The sequence below is a fragment of the Cryobacterium sandaracinum genome (assembly GCF_004403415.1).
Lineage (GTDB): Bacteria > Actinomycetota > Actinomycetes > Actinomycetales > Microbacteriaceae > Cryobacterium > Cryobacterium sandaracinum.
Genome location: NZ_SOGO01000013.1, coordinates 15,071 through 29,640, shown reverse-complemented (window position 1 = coordinate 29,640; position 14,570 = coordinate 15,071). Strand labels below are relative to the sequence as shown.

The window sequence follows — 14,570 nt, the reverse complement described above, 5'->3', positions numbered from 1 at the left end:
CCCGTGCAGGTGATCAGGCGATGATCGTCCACGGGTTCTCGATCAGTCGGGTCAGCGTTTGCAGGAACTGTGCGGCCACAGCGCCGTCGATGATCCGGTGGTCCGCCGACAGGGTGTAGCGCATCCTGTGCCGGGCAACGATCTCGTCCCCGACCACGACAGCCTCGCGGGCGGTGCCGCCGACGGCCAGGATCGCCCCTTCGGGCGGGTTGATGATCGCGGTGAACTGCTCCACACCGAACATGCCGAGGTTGCTGATGGTGAACGTGCCGCCCGACATCTGACCGGCTGTGAGCTTCTTGGCGTTGGCCAGGGAGACGAGCTGCTTGGCTTCCGTACCGAGCTGGCTGACGGTCTTCTGGTCCGCGTCCTCGATCACGGGAACCACGAGGCCGTTGCCCGAGGCGACAGCCACACCGATATTGACGCGGTGGTGCACCAGCATCTCGACGCTCGCGTCGTCGATGTAGGACGCGTTGACCTCGGGGTGCTCGCGGAGGGCGAGCGCGCTCGCCCGAATCAGCAGGTCGTTGATGCTCACCTTCGGCCGACCGGCCTGAACGAGTTGCGCGTTCAGCTCGGTGCGCAACTGCACGAGGTTCTCGGCGTCGGCCGCGGCGGTGACGAAGAAGTGCGGAATGGTGCGGGCGCTCTCACCCAGCCGCCGCGCGATGATGCGGCGCATGTTGCTCAGCGGGATCGCCTCGGACGCGCGCTTGTCGAGGGTGTCCGGTGAGGGTGCGGCGGCTGCCGCGCTCGGAGCGACCACGGTCGCGTTAGGGACGGCGGAGTCGGCACCGGGCGCGGTCGCCTGGGCGAGCAGTGCGTCGGTATCCGAGCGGATGATGCGGCCGCCGGGGCCCGTGCCGCGCACCTGGCTCAGGTCGAGATGGTTTTCCCGCGCGAGCTTGCGCACCAGCGGTGACGCGAAGAGGCGCTCACCGCGCCCGGCGGCGTTCCCGTCCGCATTGCCATCGATCGGAGGAACTGCCGGTGCGGCCTCGGCCGCCGGCGTAGCCGCCGGTGCGTCGGCAGCGGCGGCCGGCGTCGCCCCCGGCATGACACTCGGCTTGCCGTCGTCCAGCAGTGCGATGGGCTCGCCGATGGAGACCAGCTTCCCCTCTGCCACGAGATGCTCCGAGAGTGTGCCGGCCTCGTAGGCTTCGTACTCCATCGTGGCCTTATCGGTCTCGATCTCGACGAGCAGGTCCCCGACCTCGACCCGGTCACCGGGCTGCTTGTGCCAGATCGCGATCGCGCCTTCCTCCATCGTGTCGGAGAGGCGGGGCATTGTGATTTCGATCATGATTTTTCACCCATCGGGTAGCGGCGGCGACCGACGGCGTCGAGGGTCTGACGGATGGCGCCGATGACGTCCTCCGCCGACGGCAACGCGGCCGTCTCCAAAGGTTTTGAGTACGGGAGCGGCACCTCTGCCATCGCGACGCGTCGAACGGGCGCGTCCAGGTAGTCGAAGGCGCCATCGGAAATCGTGGCCGCGATCTCAGCGCCGATTCCATAGGTCAGCCAGTCATCCTCGAGGATGACGGCGGCATGCGTCTTCTTGACGGACTCCACAACCGTTTCGCGGTCCAGTGGACGCAGACTGCGCAGGTCGATGACCTCGATGTCGAGGCCGTCCGATTCCGCGAGCTGCGCCGCGACCTGCGACGCGACGTGGGCCATCCGTGAATAGCCGATCAGAGTGATGTCGCTTCCCTTGCGGGTGACGGCAGCCTTGCCGATTTCGGCCGACACGTCGCCGTCAGGCACCTCGCCCTTGATGTTGTAGAGCGACAGGTTTTCCAGGAACAGCACGGGGTCATCGTCCCGGATCGCCGCGATCAGAAGCGCCTTGGCGTCGGCCGGCGTGCTGGGTGCGACGACCTTCATCCCGGGGACGAAGGCGTAGAAGAGCTCGATGTTCTGCGAGTGGGTCGCACCCAGCTGCTGTCCGCCGCCACCCGGCGTGCGGATGACGAGAGGCACTCGGGCCTGTCCACCGAACATGCCGTAGATCTTGGCGGCGTGGTTCACGATCTGGTCGAGCGCGAGCAGGGAGAAGTTGATGGTCATGATCTCGACCACGGGGCGGAGCCCGAGCATCGCGGCGCCGATGGCGGCACCGGTGAAACCCTCTTCGGCGATCGAGGTGTCCCGCACGCGCTTCTCGCCGAACTCGTCGAGCATGCCCGCGGTGATCTTGTACGCGCCTTCGAAGAGACCGATCTCCTCACCCATCAGGAACACATTCTCGTCACGCAGCATCTCGGAACGCAGCGTGTCGTGCAGTGCCTGGCGATAGGTCATGATGCTCATTGGTTGACTCCGTAGTCGGGGATCGGTGCCGGCTCGAACAGAGGCTGCCCGGGCAACCGATGGGAGTCATTGGCCACGGCTGTGGCGTAGGTGTAGTCGAACAGGGTCGACACATCCGGGAACGGGCTGTTCTCGGCGAACGCCGCCGCCTCGGTTGCCTGAAGGGTTACTTCCTCGTCGATCTTCGCCAGTTCCTGCTCGTCAAGCAGACCGTCCGCGACCAGCTTGGCGGCGAAGGTGTGCACCGGGTCTCGTTCCTTGACCAGGGACATCTCCTCGTCGGAGCGGTACTTGGCCGGGTCGACGACGGAGTGCCCACGCAGTCGTTCCGTCACGACCTCGAGAAGGAAGGGCTTACCGCTGCGAGCCTGAGCAACGGCACGCTGGGCGGCCTCGAACACGGCGACGGGATCGAGCCCGTCGACGCGTTCCGACGCCATCCGGTACGCGGATGCGCGCTTGTAGAGGTCCGGCTCAGCCGAAGCCTTGTCGACCGTGGTGGCCATTCCCAGCCTGTTGTTGATGATGACGTAGACGATCGGAAGGTTCCAGAGAGACGCGATGTTCAAAGACTCGTGGAATGCTCCGATGTTCGTGGTGCCATCGCCCATCGTGCACAGCACGATCTCGTCGCCGGCGCGGTAGTCGATGGCCAGGGCGGCCCCCGTCGCCAGCGGGATCTGGCCGCCGACGATGCCGTAGCCGCCCAGCATCCGCTTCTCGAAGTCGAACATGTGCATCGAGCCGCCCCACCCCTTGGACACCCCGTCGGATCGGCCGTACAGTTCGGCCATCACCCGGTTGGGGTGGATGCCGCGGGTGATCGCGTAGCCATGCTCGCGGTAGTTGGTGAAGAGGTAGTCGCTCGGGCGCAGCGCGGACATGAGCCCGACGACCGCAGCCTCCTCGCCGAGATTCAGGTGGCAGTAGCCGCCGATCAGCGCTTGCGTGTAGGCCCGTGCGGCTCGCTCTTCGAACCGGCGGATGAGCATCATCTGGCGGTAGAACCCGGTCAAGAGTTCCCGGTCGGCCGGGGAGACATCGGGTTTTGCGCCCGGGGTCGGCCGATCCGGGGAGGTGGTTGGTCGGGACTGAGTCGCCACGGATGTACGCGCTCGAGTGGTCATGAAAGAACTCCCTGCTCGGCCTTCGTGAGGTCGGAGATCGAAGAGTCGCATCGAATTTTAATGATACGAATTAGTTTCATTCTACATCCGAGAGTACGTTTGCGTTTAACGTTTTTTTGAAGATCCGAAGGGCCGGACATGGACTCAGCGACCCCAGCGAGCCCGGTTCGCAAGCGCGGCCGACCCACGGAGGCGGGGCGCGTCGAGCGTCGAGGCCAGATCCTCGACGCCGCGTTGCCGGTCTTCCTCGAATATGGCTTCGGCAAGGCGACGGTGGACCGGATTGCCGCCGCGGCCCGCGTCACCAAGCGCACGATCTACACCTACTTCGGTGACAAGGATGGCGTCTTCACCGAGATGCAGCGACGCCTGGCCGCGAACGTCAGTGGCGAGCCGCTCCGCACGGAGACGCTGGAATCACTCGCCGCGCGTATCGTGTACGGGTTGCACTCGGCCCAGATGATCGGACTACACCGCCTCGTGATCGCCGAGTCGCTGCGTTTTCCCGAACTCGCCCGACGGCTGCACGACAACGGCGACATGCGCCACATCGCGCGCCTCGCAGACCACATTCGGGCCGAGCACGGCCAGGCGGCCGCTGCCCATGCCGAGCAGCTCTACGCACTGCTGCTGGGCGAAGACTACCGGCGGCGGCTGCTCGGGCTGCTCGAACCGGTGACCGCCGCCGAGGCCGCGGTCCACGCTCGGTCCGCGCTGGCCGTCATCCAGTTGACGACGGCGAGCCCCCTGTCCGGCGCCGCATCGGCAGCGGGTGCGCCGAGTCCGTGATGACGACCCGGTCGTCGATCCTGCCCTGGCGCATCTCGTCGAGGACGTCGGCCAGCTCCTCGAGGCGGCCAGTGGCGACAGCCGGGTGGAACACTCCACGGTTGTGGAAATCAGGGCTTCGACAAGGTCACGGCGGGTGCCCCCGATCGAACCGCGAATGGTGAGGCCCTTGAGCACGATGTCGAAGATCGGCGCCGACAGCCCACCGCCGTCAGGCAGCGATGGGCCTCAGCTGCAGCCGCTCGTGCTGCCACAGCTTTCGCAGACGTAGCACGAACCGGCCGGACGCATGGCGGTGCCGCACGACATGCACAGCGGCGAATCCAAGCTGAGACCCTGCTGAGCCTCGAGTAGTTCCGCCGAGGAATGCACCGCTCGAGTCGCCCCTGCAGGCGGCTGGGCCGGAGGCAGCACCTGGCTCGGTGGCGCCGTTTCCGTTGCTTCAGAGCCACCCGCATCGAGCTGGGAAACGCGCTCGGCGGTCGTGAAGATCCCCATCGACGAGCGCGTGGCGAACGGCAGGTGGTCCAGGGCCAGGCGGCGGAAAATGTAGTCCATCATCGACTGCGCCATCCGGATGTCCGGGTCATCGGTCATCCCCGCCGGTTCGAAGCGCAGATTGGTGAACTTCTCGACGTAGGTCGGCAGCGGCACCCCGTACTGTAGGCCGATCGAGACCGCGATGGAGAATGCGTCCATGACCCCGGACAGAGTAGAACCCTGTTTGCCCAGCCGGAGGAAGATCTCGCCGAGTTCGTCGTTGGGGTACAACCCCGCCGTGAGATGCCCCTCGGCGCCGGCGACAGCGAAGGACGTGGTGATCGACGTGCGGGACTTCGGGAGTCGCCGCCGGATCGGCGACGCGGGCTGCACGACCGGCAAGGACGCCGGGGCGGCCTTGCCGTCCGATAGGGGCTGACCGACCTTGCAGTTGTCGCGGTAAATGGCCACCGCCTTGAGCCCGAGCTTCCAGCCCTGGAAGTAGACCTCCTCCACTTCGTCGACCGTTGCGCTCTGCGGGAGGTTGACGGTTTTGGAGATGGCTCCGGAGAGGAACGGCTGAACCGCGGCCATCATGCGCACGTGGCCCATCGGCGCGATGGCCCTCTTCCCCATGGCGCAGTCGAAGATCGCGTAGTGTTCCGGTTCGAGCCCGGGGGCACCGATGACCTGTCCGTGCAGGGCGATGTGTTCGACGATCGCTTCGGCGGCCTCCTGCGGGTACCCCAGGCCACGCAGCGCTCGGGGCACGGTCTGGTTGACGATCTGCATGGAGCCGCCACCCACCAGCTTCTTGAACTTCACCAGTGAGAAATCCGGTTCGATTCCCGTGGTGTCACAGTCCATCATGAAGCCGATCGTGCCGGTCGGAGCGAGAACACTGGCTTGCGCGTTTCGCCAGCCGGACACCTCCCCCAACATCAGGGCCTGCTGCCAGGCCGCCGACGCCCGATCATGGATCTCGCCGCTCATGCCACCCGAGGTCTGCAGGGCGATGTCGGCTGCCTCATGCTTGCGCATGACTCTCGTGTGGGCCTCCGCATTGCGCGCGAAGCCCTCGTACGGGCCAACCACCCCGGCCAGTTCGGCCGAACGCCGGTAGGCGGTTCCGGTCATCAGGGAGGTGATCCCGGCGGCCACGGCCCTGCCCGACTCGGAATCGTAGGCGTGACCGGCGGCCATCAGGAGAGCACCGAGGTTGGCGTAGCCGATGCCCAGCTGGCGGAACGCGCGGGTCGTCTCACCGACGGCCGGCGTCGGGAAGTCGGCGAAGCAGATCGAGATGTCCATCGCCGTGGTGATCAGCTCGACCGCTCGAACGAAGGCATCCGTGTCGAACACGTCCTCCCCCGGGACGGCGTCGGCGCGCAGAAACTTGAGCAGATTGAGCGAGGCCAGGTTGCAGGACGAGTTGTCGAGCGACATGTACTCCGAGCAGGGATTCGACGCCGTGATCCGACCCGATTCAGGATTGGTATGCCAGTCGTTGATGGTGTCGTCGTACTGGATTCCCGGGTCGGCGCAGTCCCACGCCGCTTGGGCGAGTTGACGGAACAGGCCCGGTCCGTGCACTGACTCGATCTCGCTTCCGTCCTGCCGGGAGGTGAGGGAGAAGCTGGTGCCGTTTTCCACGGCTCGCATGAACTCGTCACTGACCCGAACGGTGTTGTTGGCGTTCTGGTACTGCACGCTCGCCATGTCCGCACCGCCGAGGTCCATGTCGTAGCCGGCATCCCGCAGAGCACGGATTTTGCCTTCCTCCCTCGACTTGGCCTCGATGAATTCCACGATGTCCGGGTGGTCCACGTCGAGCACCACCATTTTGGCAGCACGCCGGGTCGCCCCGCCGGACTTGATCGTGCCCGCGCTGGCATCGGCGCCGCGCATGAACGAGACGGGCCCACTGGCCGTTCCGCCGGAGGAGAGCAGTTCCTTGGAGGAACGCAGTTGGGACAGGTTCACCCCCGCCCCAGAACCGCCCTTGAAGATCATCCCCTCATCGCGGTACCAGCCGAGAATGGACTCCATTGTGTCCTCGACCGAGAGGATGAAGCAGGCGCTGACCTGCTGCGGCGATGGCGTCCCGACGTTGAACCACACCGGGGAGTTGAACGAGAAGACCTGATGCAGGAGCAGCCAGGTCAGTTCCGCACCGAAGACCTCCGCGTCGCCGTCCCCGGCGAAGTACCCGTTCGCCGACCCGGCAACCACATACCGCGTGACCACCCGGTCGATCAGCTGCTTGAGGCTGGACTCCCGCTCGGGCGACCCGATGGCCCCGCGAAAGTACTTGGTGCTCACAATGGTGGAGGCGTTCGCCGACCAGGTGTCCGGGAACTCGACACCCTTCTGCTCGAAGACGGTTTCGCCATTCTTCCAGTTCGTCTGCACGACATCGCGAAGCTCCCAGACCACCTCGTCGTACGGGTGGACCCCGGGCGTGCTGAAGTGGCGCTCGATGGCCAGTCCGGCACTATGCGCACCCTGATCGCTTCCGTCAGACCCGGCTTCGGCGTTCTGATTCCTGCTACTCATGTTCGCTCCCCACTCACGACACCCGAATGCCGAATTACTACCAGTGGGCGTCGACTCCTCAGTGAACCACTACATGTAGTGATTGTGTTTTTCTGCTTCGGCTCGGGCGTGTCCTCGACGGGCAGTGCTGCAGAAAAAAACCCGCCTGGCGGTGCGGAGCAGGGCTGCACGCACAGGCCGGCCGATCAGTGCCGCGCCGTCGGCCAGGACGACGGCCCGCATCAGATCCCCACCAAAAAACGTTGCGCTGCTGAAGGGGAAAATCTGAGCCCCGCGGCGCAACCACGTCGATAGAGGGGTGGTGTTCCGTGCGGTGTGCAGCATCCCGACGGTGGCCGGGCACCCGCGCACCGACGGCAGACAGTCGCACCGGCACGCGAATGCATGAAACGATGGATTTGTCCGGTACCGGCCCAGCTTCGTCAACCTAGTCCGGCGATCAACGGGAGGCCACGAAATGGCAAGAATCTACACCAGAACCGGCGACGCCGGCAGCACCGGGATGCTTCATGGCGGCAGGGTCTCCAAGGGTGATGAACTCATGGACGCGGTCGGCGACATCGACGAAGCGGTGTCTGCCCTCGGTCTGGCGCGAGCGGGATGCGCCGAGCCCGAGCATGCCGCGATCCTGTTCCGCGTGCAGCGCGATTTGTTCGTCGTCGCAGCTGATCTGGTCGTGAACCCAGCTCACCGCGACCGCCTCGTCCCGCGCATATCGCTGGTCGTTCCGGACATGGTCACGGAGCTGGAGGGAATCATCGACGGGCTGGTGACCGCCCGGCCGCTGCGGCCGGTTTTCCTCATCCCCGGGTCGACGCCCACCGAGGCCGCCATCGATCTGGCCAGAACGGTGGTGCGGCGGGCCGAGCGGCACACGGTGCGGGCCGGTGTGGTCGGGCATCCGGTCAGCGACGACGCGCGGCACTACCTCAACCGGCTCTCCGACCTGCTCTACGTGCTTGCCCGGCACTCGGCGGGCCCCGAAACAGAGCCTGCCAGCCACGACTGAGGACGACTCAAAATTGAATTCTCTCCCTCGCCGGTTCCTCCTCCGCTTAGCCTCAATACCGTTCAGTTAAGCGTTTGAGTGGTGATTTTGGCTCGTGGAGGGGTAGTACACGGTCGCGAGTTCTATCGCGGAGGCCTCGGCCGGATCAAGGATCGTGGTCAGCAGCCGGTCGGCGTCAGGGTTGTCGCGTCCGTCGTCGATCGTGTAGTCCACGACCCGCACGGTCAATGGTGGTGTCGATTGCCGCCCCGGGCCCGAGGTCGGGATGATCGTCGCCAGCCAGGACCCGTCAGCGAGGGTCTCCTGATGCCGAGGGCGGAGGTTCGTCTTGACCCACCAGAGCAGGTCAGCGCCCGTCGCTGCCGCTTGAGCCCCCAACCGGAAGCCGGAGAAGCCGCGGTCGGCGAGGACCAACATGCCCGGTTCGAAGCGCCCTGCGAGCTCTCGGGAGAGTTCAATTTCCAACGTCGCGCACGGGCCCATCACCGCGTCCAGAATGGCATGCGTTCCGCACTCAGCCAGGGCCACCAGGCGTGCTTGCGGGAAAGCAGATTGTTCGCCCCGGCTGCCCGGCCCCCGGGGGCGAGCAGGCGGTACTCGATCTAGCCGCAGTGCTGCTCGTCGCTCCGCTGCCGCGCACCCGTGCGCTCTGGGCAGCCACACTTGTCACCGGAGTAGCGCGGCACCAAGCCGCGTTGATCGTCGTCTTTCACCACGTGCTCGCCGACGGAGTGGCCGGCCTGGTCGTGCTGGGCGGGCTCGTAGACCAGTCGGACGCTACCGGGACGCCCAGGGCCGTGGGCCCGAAGACGCATGAATCCGATTTCCCGCGGCCGCAAGCCTCCATTCGCCAGCTCGCCATCGACGCCTGGACCCGCCGGCTAGGTTCACTGCGTGCTCTCCCCGCTCTGCTGCGCCGCCTCCAGGACGCGGCCCGGGAATTGCGGTCGGTGCGGTGGACGCGCCTGAGGCCAACGTCGCTTAACCGGCCGACCGGCCCGCGACGAAGCCTCGCTACGGTCACGGTGGCGCTGGACGGGATCCGCAACGCCGGTCACGCCCAGAAAGCCACGGTCAACGACGTCGTGCTCACCGCGATCGGTGGCGCACTGCCGAACTCTCCTGCCACTGGCCAAGGCCCTGCACGAAGGTTCTACTGAGGCAATTTGGGAAAGTCGCGTCGGGGCCGCTGCCGGGTAACGTTCCGACGAGACCGCCCAGGATGCGCCGGTCGATCGCGACGAGTCGCCCGAGTCCCCGCAATAAATTCCTTGGCCGACATTCAGCCCTAGAAGTCGGGCACGTCGGGCAGAAACTACTGCGGGCGCGGGCTGTGCCATCCACCAATAGCGTTGTTCCCGACGATCTGCACGACGCCAATGGTCGGCCGGGCGAGTCCGGTCAGTATCTACTGGAATTCAATCCTCGCAGAACCCTCAGCGGATATGGAGCGAGGGAGAGCTCCATCGACCGAGTCTCTGTTGCGCGCGGTTAGCCTCCGCGCAACAATGCCCCTCGAACGGCTTATCCGATTACTCCTACGCCTGGTCTCGGAAATCGCGGATACCGTGCTCGCTCCGGCTCTTCAGCGCCAGCGTGAGCAGATGAATCAGATCGCGAAACCCCCGCTACCGGCGTCGAGTACTTGAACACTCGGTCCGTCCAGCCTTCTGGGCTCATCCGGCAACGAACGCGCCAGCCATCAGGTCAATTTCGCTTTCCGGGATATTGAGTCGGCGGGCTTCCACGACCCACCCGGAAACAGCGGCCTTGACTTCTAATAGCAATGCGACGGCGTCTTTCACACGGAAGTACCGAGCCACGTCTAGGAGGGCGGCGGTGTCCGCGAAAAAGGTGTCGTAGTCGATGGACGTGGACAACTCTTTGGGTCCCGCTGCCGGGTTGGGGTTGAGGTCGAACGCGGGAGACAAGTCCCAGCTGCGTGTGGTGTCCGACCGGAGGAACCCGTGGTTTCTGAGATGGTCGTCGGTGTTAGAGATCAGGATTGAGAACGCGATCCGGCGCCACAGCTCGCGAAGGTCACGCGTCGCAGATGAGGATGACTGCTCAATGACCTCGGCGATTTCCAAGTAGCTGCGGTGCTCGCCGTCAACTGCTTCGAGCATCGTCATAGCGCTCACATATCCGATGCGACTATCCCCGACTCTGTCGAACCTGTTGAGCAGCAGCACGTTCCGGCCTGCGACACTCATCAATTCAGTGCGCGGCGTTCGAATGCCTGCCCGGCTGGCCAGCGTCAGAGCAAGCTGCTCCCACGCCATGACGTCCCATTCGTCGGAGGCAACACGGGGGAACTTCGCAATGAGCAATGCACCCCGGCCGTTGACAACGGAAGCTTTGGGCCGGGCACCACCGATAGAGCTTCCCGCACGCAGGAGTAGCCGCAACGATTCGTCATCGGGATGGTCGCTCTCAACAGATTCAACAGCGTGGAGAAGTCTCGGCAGGCCGACCAGGTGCGGCACGCTTGCAGCCGCCGGCCCCAGCCAATCAGTGGTCCCCGGACGACGGAACCGGAAGGCGCCCTGACGAAGGTCGTCGCGAACACCGAGCGTGTAATCGAGTTCGCCGAAACTGCGTGCAGCTCCACCGCCTTGTGCGGCACGGTGGTGTTCGGATCTTTCGATGAGTTTGCGTCCCCAGCGGTCGGGAGCGCAGTCCGTGAACGCCCCGAAAAGGCGACGCCCGTCCGCAGTGTTGAAAGACCCGGATGAGAGGGGTAGTCCCGGATCGAGCGAGTACGCGTCTGGTCTGGCCAGATAATCGATGTCGTAGGTGAAAGTGGCGCTCTCGGAGTTGCGTCGACGATGCGCGTAGACCGTGCCCGCGCGGACGTCGACACCGTCTATTTGCACCCAGACTTCCGCGTCAGACATCGGCCTGTTTCTTCGGCCGGCTCTGACGCACACGCTGCGGGAGAACTTCCTCGGAGCGAAGCCGGCCGATGTCGCTGCGATAAGGGTCGGCGCTCTCAACGACCGTGTCCATGATTCCAAGTGCCCGGAAGACACGCAGCGCGGTCTCGAGGCTGACGCCTCCCTGCCCTGATTCCAGCTTGTGGAGGGTTGCCCGGCTCATGCCCGCGCGGTCCGCGACCTGCGTAGCAGTCAACCCGAGAAGTTTCCGCCACGTCTGAATGTCTGTGCCAAGTTCACGGAGAGCACGCCGGACGGGGATGGGGGTTAATCGCTTCTCAACCATTGACTCTCCTCCCTAACGTCTATTATTTTATACACTAACGTTTATAAAGCATTTGATACTTCGCCTTAAATTGGTTTCCCGTCTGCGGCGGATCGCAGCGCACCGGACGAGTGTGCCGCGTGTCGGGCGTGTGGCGGGCAGACTCCGGTGCCTTTACGGGCGGAGAGGTTCACGCGTGCCCACATTTGGCAGGAATGTCGGGTGCGGCCCAAGCTCACACGACTCACAAATCGCACCAGACTCACAAGACTCACGAGGGACTGCCTCGAGTTCAGTTGACTCCAGGGGTGAGTGGTTACAGGCGGCCGCGCGAGCCGGGCGAATGGCCCCTTCGATCTCCGCGCAGGCGCCTGATGTCTGGCATCGGCGAAGAGTTTCTTCATCCCGCCGTGGCGGAGCAGAGCCATGTCATCGATCGAGTCCGCGCCGGCGAGCATCCCCGCGACCAACGCGGTGACTTTCAACCCTGCGTTCGCCCCGAGGTACCCCGGCAACGTCAATCACCGGCTGGCAAGCTCGCCCAAGCCCGTGGAGGCGGCCAACATCATCGCAGGGACGAGTCCGGCGGCCGACACGAGATTGGTGTCATCGAGGGACGCTGACAAGGCCGTGGGCCTATGGAAAAATTGCATCTACGAGATGCCTTTCGTGTCAGTCGAAATGAACCCTAAGTGAGTTCTATTTTTCCTGATCTGGAAGGCATTCTCTGTTTAACGCGCCGTCAACTCCCCAGCCTCACCGGTGGATTGAGGCTTAGGACACCGTGACCAACACCGGGGGGACCGGCAGGCGAGGTGACGGCGTGCGTCGAGCACCCCAGGTTCGCCGCCATCCGGCACGGTCGGGACCGGATGCCGCCGACAGGCCCCCCGGTGGAACAGTGCGTGCTCGGGTGGTCGGCCGTGCACTGACGTCGGTGAACTCCGGGACCGCAATTTCGTGGTCGATGACCGCACCGTCGGCGATGAAAGCCCCACGGCCGATGTCCGTGTTGCTGGCCAGGCGCGCCTCGTTTCCGACAATCGCATCGGCCCCGACATGCACGTTCGCGCCGACGAAGACCCGCGCGCCGATGATCGCCCCGTGGTCGATCCAGCTCCCCTGCCCGATCCACGATTCAGGCCCGACCTGGGCGTCACTTTCCACATACGTTGCGCTCGACACGTAGGCGCTCGGGTTCACCTGGGCACCGGGCGACACCAGTCCACGCCCGTTCTCGTGACGCCGGTACTTCGTCACCTGGCCCTTCTCGAGTTCCACTTCCACACTCATTCTTGCCACTAGCAGTCTCCTCGATCTCATCGTGTGATTTATTAAAAGGATAACTCTGCTTTTAATAACCTGTCCAGGAAAGTTGCCCGGCGATCACGGCGCGGGCGCCGCAGCGGCCCGCCCGAATCATCCGTCGATGTCGCCCGGGCTAGACGGCGCTGGACGGCTCCCACAGGTTGATGCCCATGTCGACGGCGTGCTCGTCGATCGCCGTGATCTCGGCGTCGGTGAACGCGAGGTTGTCGATCGCGGCGATGTTCGTCTCCAACTGCTTCACCGAGGAGGCGCCGACGAGCGCCGTGGTGACGGTTTCGCGTCGCAGCACCCACGACAGGGCGAGCTGGGCGAGCGACTGACCGCGGGCATCCGCGATCTCGGTCAGGGCACGGATGCGCCCCACCGTCTGGTCGTTCACCATGTCGCGGCTCATCGAGCCGGCCTGCGAGGCTCGGGACCCCTCGGGCACCCCGTTCAGGTAGCGGTCGGTGAGCAGCCCCTGCGCCAGCGGGGAGAAGGCGATGCAGCCGACGCCGAGGTCGTCCAGGGTGTCGAGCAGTCCGTCTTCGACCCAGCGGTTGAACATCGAGTACGAGGGCTGGTGGATCAGCAGCGGCGTGCCCATCTCGGCCAGGATCGCGGCGGCCTGCCGGGTGCGCTCGGGCGAGTACGAGGAGATGCCGGCGTACAGCGCCCGACCGCTCGTGACGGCCGTGTGCAGCGCACCCATCGTCTCCTCGAGCGGGGTGTCCGGGTCGGCCCGATGGGAGTAGAAGATGTCGACGTAGTCCAGGCCCATGCGGCCGAGGGACTGGTCGAGGCTCGAGAGCAGATACTTGCGGGAACCCCACGAGCCGTACGGGCCCGACCACATGCCGTAGCCGGCCTTGGTCGAGATGACCAGCTCGTCGCGGTGCGGGGCGAAATCCTGCGCGAGGTGCACGCCGAAGTTGCTCTCGGAGCTGCCCTTGGGCGGGCCGTAGTTGTTGGCCAGGTCGAAGTGGGTGACGCCTAGGTCGAAGGCGCGGCGCAGGATGGCGCGCTGCGTCTCCATCGGTGCGGTGCCGCCGAAATTCTGCCAGAGGCCCAGCGAGATCGCGGGTAGTTTGAGGCCGCTGCGCCCGGTGCGGCGGTAGGGCATGGAGTCGTAGCGGGTGTCCGCGGGAAGGTACGTCATCCCTTCAGACTCGCACAGTCGGCTGGGTAGCCCTCTGCCCCACTGATCCGCCGTGTCATCCGTTCGGCCGATGCGCGGCTCCCCCGCAACCCTGCGAAGATCGAAGCTCCCCCTTCTTTCGTCCCGTTCCCCACCCCCTGGAGTGTTCCCCCGTGTCTCCCCGCCTCTTCTACCGCACCATCGCCATCGCTGAGGCGGTGACCTGGACCCTCCTGATCGGCGGCATGCTGCTGAAATACGTGGCGGATGCCGGCGGCACCCCGGTGCGGATCGCCGGCTCCCTGCACGGGTTCGTCTTCATCAGTTACGCCCTGACCGCCGTGCTGGTGGGCCTGAACCAGCGCTGGCCGGTCCGGCTGATGGTGCTCGCCGTCGCCACGGCGATCGTGCCCTACGCAACGGTGCCGTTCGACATCCGTCTCGACCGCAGCGGCCGGCTCGTCGGCGACTGGCGCCGCGTCGCCACCGACGACCCGCGCGACCACACCTGGGTGGGCACGCTGCTGCGCTGGATGCTGAACCGTCCGGTGATCCTGATCAGCAGTTTCGCCGTGGCCGCGGTGGCGATCATGACGGTGATGCTGTCGCTTGGTCCTCCCGGCGGGCGCAGCTAGCGGGCGGC

The 14,570-nt window shown here is 65.4% G+C and carries 13 protein-coding genes and 2 pseudogenes; 4 read left to right on the top strand and 11 right to left on the bottom strand.

All coding sequences use genetic code 11. From position 1 onward, the window contains the following. Nucleotides 1–13 precede the first annotated feature (13 nt). The 3 genes from E3T25_RS04155 to pdhA are packed head-to-tail and all read right to left on the bottom strand — an operon-like array spanning nt 14 to nt 3,446. Nucleotides 14–1,306: a dihydrolipoamide acetyltransferase family protein gene (locus E3T25_RS04155; protein ID WP_174721914.1), complete on the bottom strand. Its 1,293-nt coding sequence runs from the start codon at nt 1,304–1,306 to the stop codon at nt 14–16. Beyond that, nucleotides 1,303–2,319 carry an alpha-ketoacid dehydrogenase subunit beta gene (locus tag E3T25_RS04150; RefSeq protein WP_104099447.1) on the bottom strand — a complete coding sequence of 339 codons (1,017 nt, stop codon included), beginning with the start codon at nt 2,317–2,319 and terminating at the stop codon, nt 1,303–1,305. Before E3T25_RS04150 ends, E3T25_RS04155 begins: the two co-directional genes overlap by 4 nt. Further along, entirely contained in the window at nt 2,316–3,446 is a 1,131-nt protein-coding gene (gene pdhA / locus E3T25_RS04145) for a pyruvate dehydrogenase (acetyl-transferring) E1 component subunit alpha (RefSeq protein WP_134341990.1), read from the bottom strand. Before pdhA ends, E3T25_RS04150 begins: the two co-directional genes overlap by 4 nt. Nucleotides 3,447–3,584: 138 nt before the next feature. Between pdhA and E3T25_RS04140 the strand changes: the two genes are divergently transcribed. Continuing rightward, a complete protein-coding gene (locus E3T25_RS04140; protein ID WP_134341991.1) occupies nt 3,585–4,235 on the top strand; it encodes a TetR/AcrR family transcriptional regulator in 651 nt (216 codons plus the stop codon). On the opposite strand, the pseudogene E3T25_RS17325 reads toward E3T25_RS04140, so the two are convergent. Together E3T25_RS17325 and E3T25_RS04130 are read right to left on the bottom strand one after the other, a co-directional pair. Then, nucleotides 4,168–4,442: pseudogene (locus E3T25_RS17325) on the bottom strand (hypothetical protein); the annotation flags it as partial. The gene E3T25_RS04140 and the pseudogene E3T25_RS17325 overlap by 68 nt on opposite strands. 21 nt (nt 4,443–4,463) lie before the next feature. Continuing rightward, nucleotides 4,464–7,271, bottom strand: coding sequence for a vitamin B12-dependent ribonucleotide reductase (locus E3T25_RS04130; RefSeq protein ID WP_134372362.1), 2,808 nt, complete (start codon nt 7,269–7,271; stop codon nt 4,464–4,466). Between the two features lie 457 nt (nt 7,272–7,728). Here E3T25_RS04130 and E3T25_RS04125 point away from each other — a divergent pair, with 457 nt between their 5' ends. Beyond that, the gene (locus E3T25_RS04125) at nt 7,729–8,280 is read left to right on the top strand and encodes a cob(I)yrinic acid a,c-diamide adenosyltransferase (protein ID WP_104099443.1); all 552 of its coding nucleotides are present in this window, start codon (nt 7,729–7,731) and stop codon (nt 8,278–8,280) included. 66 nt (nt 8,281–8,346) lie between these two features. Here the strand turns inward: E3T25_RS04125 and E3T25_RS04120 are convergent, their stop codons facing one another. Next, nucleotides 8,347–8,697, bottom strand: a complete 351-nt coding sequence (locus tag E3T25_RS04120) for a hypothetical protein (protein ID WP_134372360.1) — start codon at nt 8,695–8,697, stop codon at nt 8,347–8,349. A gap of 116 nt (nt 8,698–8,813) precedes the next feature. Between E3T25_RS04120 and E3T25_RS04115 the strand changes: the two genes are divergently transcribed. After that, the gene (locus E3T25_RS04115) at nt 8,814–9,440 is read left to right on the top strand and encodes a wax ester/triacylglycerol synthase domain-containing protein (RefSeq protein WP_166785815.1); all 627 of its coding nucleotides are present in this window, start codon (nt 8,814–8,816) and stop codon (nt 9,438–9,440) included. A gap of 516 nt (nt 9,441–9,956) precedes the next feature. Here E3T25_RS04115 and E3T25_RS04110 read toward each other — a convergent pair. The 5 genes and pseudogenes from E3T25_RS04110 to mgrA form a co-directional block, all read right to left on the bottom strand. Beyond that, nucleotides 9,957–11,177, bottom strand: a complete 1,221-nt coding sequence (locus E3T25_RS04110; protein WP_134341996.1) for a type II toxin-antitoxin system HipA family toxin — start codon at nt 11,175–11,177, stop codon at nt 9,957–9,959. Next, nucleotides 11,170–11,502, bottom strand: coding sequence for a helix-turn-helix domain-containing protein (locus E3T25_RS04105; protein ID WP_134372356.1), 333 nt, complete (start codon nt 11,500–11,502; stop codon nt 11,170–11,172). Before E3T25_RS04105 ends, E3T25_RS04110 begins: the two co-directional genes overlap by 8 nt. A gap of 359 nt (nt 11,503–11,861) precedes the next feature. Further along, nucleotides 11,862–12,134: pseudogene (locus tag E3T25_RS04100) on the bottom strand (IS1380 family transposase); the annotation flags it as partial. A gap of 121 nt (nt 12,135–12,255) precedes the next feature. After that, on the bottom strand, nt 12,256–12,774 hold the full coding sequence (locus E3T25_RS04095; RefSeq protein WP_233191140.1) for a hypothetical protein: 519 nt from the start codon (nt 12,772–12,774) through the stop codon (nt 12,256–12,258). 148 nt (nt 12,775–12,922) lie between these two features. Then, a complete protein-coding gene (mgrA, locus tag E3T25_RS04090) occupies nt 12,923–13,948 on the bottom strand; it encodes an L-glyceraldehyde 3-phosphate reductase (protein ID WP_134341997.1) in 1,026 nt (341 codons plus the stop codon). A gap of 152 nt (nt 13,949–14,100) precedes the next feature. Between mgrA and E3T25_RS04085 the strand changes: the two genes are divergently transcribed. Continuing rightward, entirely contained in the window at nt 14,101–14,562 is a 462-nt protein-coding gene (locus tag E3T25_RS04085; protein ID WP_134372354.1) for a DUF3817 domain-containing protein, read from the top strand. Nucleotides 14,563–14,570 lie beyond the last annotated feature (8 nt).

What these genes read in the sequence shown, in the direction of transcription:
- E3T25_RS04140 (WP_134341991.1), top strand. Translation starts at nt 3,585, where the DNA reads ATGGACTCAGCGACCCCAGCGAGCCCGGTTCGCAAGCGCGGCCGACCC.
- E3T25_RS04095 (WP_233191140.1), bottom strand. Translation starts at nt 12,774, where the DNA reads ATGAGTGTGGAAGTGGAACTCGAGAAGGGCCAGGTGACGAAGTACCGG.
- mgrA (WP_134341997.1), bottom strand. Translation starts at nt 13,948, where the DNA reads ATGACGTACCTTCCCGCGGACACCCGCTACGACTCCATGCCCTACCGC.
- pdhA (WP_134341990.1), bottom strand. Translation starts at nt 3,446, where the DNA reads ATGACCACTCGAGCGCGTACATCCGTGGCGACTCAGTCCCGACCAACC.
- E3T25_RS04125 (WP_104099443.1), top strand. Translation starts at nt 7,729, where the DNA reads ATGGCAAGAATCTACACCAGAACCGGCGACGCCGGCAGCACCGGGATG.
- E3T25_RS04150 (WP_104099447.1), bottom strand. Translation starts at nt 2,319, where the DNA reads ATGAGCATCATGACCTATCGCCAGGCACTGCACGACACGCTGCGTTCC.
- E3T25_RS04155 (WP_174721914.1), bottom strand. Translation starts at nt 1,306, where the DNA reads ATGATCGAAATCACAATGCCCCGCCTCTCCGACACGATGGAGGAAGGC.
- E3T25_RS04120 (WP_134372360.1), bottom strand. Translation starts at nt 8,697, where the DNA reads ATGTTGGTCCTCGCCGACCGCGGCTTCTCCGGCTTCCGGTTGGGGGCT.
- E3T25_RS04130 (WP_134372362.1), bottom strand. Translation starts at nt 7,271, where the DNA reads ATGAGTAGCAGGAATCAGAACGCCGAAGCCGGGTCTGACGGAAGCGAT.
- E3T25_RS04105 (WP_134372356.1), bottom strand. Translation starts at nt 11,502, where the DNA reads ATGGTTGAGAAGCGATTAACCCCCATCCCCGTCCGGCGTGCTCTCCGT.
- E3T25_RS04110 (WP_134341996.1), bottom strand. Translation starts at nt 11,177, where the DNA reads ATGTCTGACGCGGAAGTCTGGGTGCAAATAGACGGTGTCGACGTCCGC.